This is a genomic window from Streptococcus suis (genome assembly GCF_002964045.1).
In the GTDB taxonomy this organism is placed as follows: Bacteria; Bacillota; Bacilli; order Lactobacillales; family Streptococcaceae; genus Streptococcus; species Streptococcus suis_U.
Map to the genome: position 1 here is coordinate 1 of NZ_POPB01000396.1, position 4,583 is coordinate 4,583.

Sequence of the window (4,583 nt, forward strand, 5' to 3'; positions counted from 1 at the left end):
ATTTGAAGCTAACCCATCTGAAGAGCTTTTCCGTGCTGCTAGCTCAGCAATCGATAAAGCAGAAACTAAAGGTTTGATTCACAAAAACAAAGCAAGCCGCGACAAAGCACGTCTTGCATCAAAACTTGCTTAATAAAAAAAGAAACCTTCGGGTTTCCTTTTTTTTATCATTTTTAATTTACTTGTCTATATCCTATTCTACTTTTTTCCACTACTACCAAACATGACCAGCTTTTAATGAAATCAGATTAGTTGTTACTTCCAATTTGTTAACTCAAATGTCAGTGTTTGCTCGTTAAAATAATATTGAAAACCATCTACGTTACCTAAAGCATCGAAAAGAATATTGTTTTCTGTTGCAGCTAAATCAATGACTTGCTTTAAATCTTCTGATTTAGAAAATTGCACCAACACTTTTGTCTTGCCTGCTTGGACCTGACTTGCAATTGTCTGAACAAGGGTTTCCTGATTAAAACTTGTAAAGTAGGCATTGATTTGTTTATAGTAATTAAGCGAATTATCATCACAGCTAGGATAGGAAAGTTCTCTTGGTTGATAGTAATAATCATCACCCCAATAGCTTAATAAATCAGCATCTGCAACTCTTGTCCGATTCAAAAACTCATCCGTTACACATAAATAGTCATAGGAAATATCTGATATTTTTTCCGCTCCCATGGCTTGTTCAAAAACTGGGTCTCCCCAGGTTGTATCAACACCATAGAATTGCTGACCAATCTTTACCAAATTCCAGGCGTGGCCAAATTCTTCATTCGTTTCATTTTTTACAATCCCACCTACATAGATACATTCAATGTTAGCTAATTTACAAAGATACTGAAATGTCCTACTATAGCCCGCACAAACTGATTTTTTATCAAGCAAGACACTGGTTATGCTTTGTTTATCCCATGAAGAGTCTAAGTTTATCAAAGCTTCAAGGTCATAATCCGTTTCGTGAATAATAGTTTCATAAAAATATTTTACTTTTTCGTAGTCGGAACCCGATGGAGCCTGATTTAATATAGCGTTTGCCTTCACTTTCAGTTGTTCTTCTATGAATGTTACATCTTCCGGATAAGTCGGTTTTGACAAGTCAGAATAAATAATTCCATCCCGCATAGTGTCTGTTAGCCAATAATATTCTGGGTAATCATTGGCAACCGAAAAATATACTCTTGTATAAATTTCTTCGTTCACAGAATCAATATCAATTGTTTCTTCTTTTTTTCTGAGTCCATTCACAAATTGTAAATAAACACGACGTTCCTTGTCTGTATCTAATTGTTGAAAATAGAAGTGATTTATTGCCTCTTCTTTTATAGTAAGTAACTCTTGCTCTAGTTCTTCTTGTTTCACTGAAGATTCAAGTTGAATTTTCTTCAACTTTTGTTCCAATCCATTGCTTGTACAACCAACTTGCAAAGCAAGAGTTAGTATTAACAAAGACGATGCTATCAAATAAAAAGTTGTTTTTTTATTCTTCATTAAATCCTCCATTATTATACTAGTATAGCATAAGATTGACAAAAACTGACTCGCAAAAGCGAGTCTGTTTATTTGGGTATTCTAACTTCAAATACAGTTCCTTTAGGTTGATTATCTCGAACAGAGATATGACCATTTAATGTTTTAATAATTTGTTTTGCTAAAGATAGGCCAAGGCCAAAACCGCCTTTTTGACGTGTTCTTGCCTTATCGACACGATAAAATCGGTCAAAAATCTTCTTTTTATCTTCATCACTGATGCCCAATCCATTATCAGCAACTGTAAAATAAGCATATCTATCTTTTATATTTGCTGTTAATTGGATGATGCCATCCTCGTCAGAATACTTCATAGCATTGTCAAATAAAATAGTTAGCAATTGTTTGACCAAGACTTTATCCGTTCGAATAGTTTGGTGAATCAAATTGTTCACAGTCAATGTCTTACCATTTTCATCGGCAATCATACTATAGTTTTCAAATATTTCATCAAAGAAGGACGGCGGAACATCAACCATATCTACATTCAAACCATCATCACGTCGCGCTAAATTAAGTAGGTTAGTCGTTAGCAACCGCATATTTCGGACCTCTTCAAGGCTGGAACCAATACTTTCGCTACTTTCCAAAATCGTTGCTTCTGGATGTCTGAAAAGACTTTCCAGACGGTTTTGTAAAACAGCAAGTGGTGTCCGTAACTCATGACTAGCATTTTCTACAAAATCTTTTTGTTTTTGATAGCTAATCAAAATCGGCTTCATACTGATATTTGATAAATAAATACTTGCAATAATCGATACCAACCAGGCTGAAACCATAACTACTAAAACAGTCGACTCATAGGTTGATATAGAAGATTTTATTTGGGTAATATTGACCAGAATAGTTGCACATTTTATATCATAACCAGAGTAATTGCCTAAATCAGAATCCGACAATTCAATCGTAACATACCGATAGTATTCATTTAAACCAAATGTAGTATCGACTTCTAGTTCTTTAATCTCGCCCAAATTTTTCTTGTCTAATTTCAATTCAGAAAGACCTGTAAAATTATCTGGATTGATTAATTCACCACTAGTATTATATAGTAAAACATGTGTATTCGTTCCTAGACGAATCTGATCACCAGTTTTCTTCTCCTTAGGAGGAGTCGGTTCAACTGAGGAAGCCGTTGTCGAAGAGGATGCTTGAAAATCTTCTGTTGGAGAGTCTTGTATAATAAATTCCGAATCCGGTTCGTAGGTCCGAGCAATTGCAAATCCAACTAATAAGGCCGGCTCATTTTGAATTCGTTTCAAAGTATTATCGGTATTTTGATACATTGTAGAACGCATCAATTGAAAAATAATAACGGTAATCAATCCAAAAATTAAGGTAAAAACAGCAAAATACCGTATAAAATAAGAAAATTTATCTGTATCAACTATTTTTTTCAATTGTTTAGGCATTCTTCAAAATATATCCAACACTGCGTAGAGTTTGTAAATTCTCTCCAAATGTTGTTCCTTTCAATTTTTTACGAATTTTTGAAACATATACCTCTACAACAGAAATGGTTGTATCGCTATCAAATCCCCAAATTCTGTCAAAAATTTGAGTTTTCGGAAGAATAACATTTTGATTTTGTAAGAAGTACACCAACAAATCAAATTCTTTTCCTAACAGTTCAACTTCAGTACCATTAACAGTCGTCGTATTAGTAGACATATCAACAGTGACGTCTCCGTAGGTGAGGGTATTTTCGTTAAACTTACCCGCTCTCTTTAACAGAGCTTGAATACGCATCTTCAATTCTTCTAAGTAAAATGGTTTGGTCAAATAATCATCTGCGCCTAATTCAAAACCGTGTCCCTTATCTTCCAAACTTTCTTTAGCAGTTGTGATAAGAACAGGAGTCGATATACCTTTTTCCCGTAATTCTTTTAGCACTTGGAAGCCATCTTTTTCAGGTAACATCAAATCTAACAAAATGAGATCATAAACCCCTGTCTCTGCTTCATAAATTCCTTCTTCACCATCAAAAACTTGCATGACATCTGCGAAATCATCCAAAAAATCGAAAACTGAATTTGAAAGGCTTAAATCGTCTTCTACCAATAATATTTTAATCATCATTTTCTCCTTTATAAATCACAAAACAACCAAAGACCTGAGCAATCATTGCACGGCCTTTGAGGTGGAATAGTTACGTCAAAATTTCTAGTCTCTTATTTGATAAATGAATATCGAACTTCAAGAATGCTTTTTTTAACTATTTCCAATTATGAATTTATTATAACATGGAATAGGGAAAAACAGAAATAACAAAGTTATTGATTTGATCTATTGCTAGTACTGCTACTATCTGTAATTTGAGATTTAATTTCTTGATTTTTTTCTTTCAAAGCATTTACTTCATCTGAAGAGGTATTGGATGTAGAATTCTTAGAAGAATTCGATTGAGTAGCTCCGCTTGTCGCATCTGGAGGTGTCATCCCTTGCTTATTGCCATTTTGACCTGGTGGCATACCTTGCATTTCTCCTCCTTGCCCTTGTGGCATTCCTTGGCTATTACCGCTTCGACCTGGAGGCATGCCTTGCATTTCTCCTCCTTGTCCCGGTGGCATACCCTGCATTTCTCCACCTTGACCTGGAGGCATATCCTGCATTTCTCCTTCTTGGCCTGGAGGCATACCTTGTGAAGGAGCTGCTTGTGAAGTTTGACCGCTAGTTGTTGTAGCATTTTGAGCTAATGCAGCTTGACTTTGGGTCGATACAGCTGTAGATGTTTTTGAAATACTCATCCCTCCAGCAAAACCGAGAGTAGCTGCTGAGATTGCAACTGCTGCTAAGACAGTCTTCGATGTAACCGCCCAATAACAAAGTATATTGAAAAGGCTCCAAAGTCCTATCGACTCTGGAACCTTTTTCTATTTACATGCTCTCTTAATTTTTTCCTTCCATGGCAAATAAGCCTCCAGCACCTCCTTTTTTGCGAGTGTCTCCTCATTAGGTAAGTGTTCTAGAAGATAGTTCATATATTTCTCTGCATCAAGTCCGTGTCGCTTAGCTGTTTCTAAAAGACTCAAAATGACAGCTGTTGACTTGGCTCC

6 protein-coding genes are annotated in these 4,583 nt (G+C 35.5%); 1 reads left to right on the forward strand and 5 read right to left on the reverse strand.

What is annotated here, in order from left to right; all coding sequences use genetic code 11:
- Positions 1-133 (forward strand): 30S ribosomal protein S20 (gene rpsT / locus C1E99_RS10000; RefSeq protein ID WP_161496286.1); only part of this gene is annotated, 133 nt, incomplete at its 5' end.
- 122 nt (positions 134-255) lie between these two features.
- Here rpsT and C1E99_RS10005 read toward each other — a convergent pair.
- The 5 genes from C1E99_RS10005 to C1E99_RS10025 all read right to left on the reverse strand — a co-directional run.
- Positions 256-1,488, reverse strand: coding sequence for a transglutaminase domain-containing protein (locus tag C1E99_RS10005; RefSeq protein ID WP_105207449.1), 1,233 nt, complete (start codon positions 1,486-1,488; stop codon positions 256-258).
- Positions 1,489-1,556: 68 nt separating this feature from the next.
- Positions 1,557-2,939, reverse strand: a complete 1,383-nt coding sequence (locus C1E99_RS10010; protein ID WP_105207450.1) for a sensor histidine kinase — start codon at positions 2,937-2,939, stop codon at positions 1,557-1,559.
- Complete coding sequence (locus tag C1E99_RS10015) at positions 2,932-3,603, reverse strand: response regulator transcription factor (protein WP_105207451.1); 672 nt, start codon at positions 3,601-3,603, stop codon at positions 2,932-2,934. The genes C1E99_RS10010 and C1E99_RS10015 overlap by 8 nt, the downstream gene beginning before the upstream one ends.
- Positions 3,604-3,800: 197 nt before the next feature.
- On the reverse strand, positions 3,801-4,274 hold the full coding sequence (locus C1E99_RS10020; protein ID WP_238146228.1) for a hypothetical protein: 474 nt from the start codon (positions 4,272-4,274) through the stop codon (positions 3,801-3,803).
- 126 nt (positions 4,275-4,400) lie between these two features.
- Positions 4,401-4,583: transposase domain-containing protein (locus C1E99_RS10025; RefSeq protein ID WP_238146183.1), on the reverse strand; the 183-nt coding region annotated here is incomplete at its 5' end.

Excerpts from the sequence above, each read along its gene's own strand:
- C1E99_RS10005 (WP_105207449.1), bottom strand. The coding sequence starts at position 1,488 with ATGAAGAATAAAAAAACAACTTTTTATTTGATAGCATCGTCTTTGTTA.
- C1E99_RS10010 (WP_105207450.1), bottom strand. The coding sequence starts at position 2,939 with ATGCCTAAACAATTGAAAAAAATAGTTGATACAGATAAATTTTCTTAT.
- C1E99_RS10015 (WP_105207451.1), bottom strand. The coding sequence starts at position 3,603 with ATGATTAAAATATTATTGGTAGAAGACGATTTAAGCCTTTCAAATTCA.
- C1E99_RS10020 (WP_238146228.1), bottom strand. The coding sequence starts at position 4,274 with ATGAGTATTTCAAAAACATCTACAGCTGTATCGACCCAAAGTCAAGCT.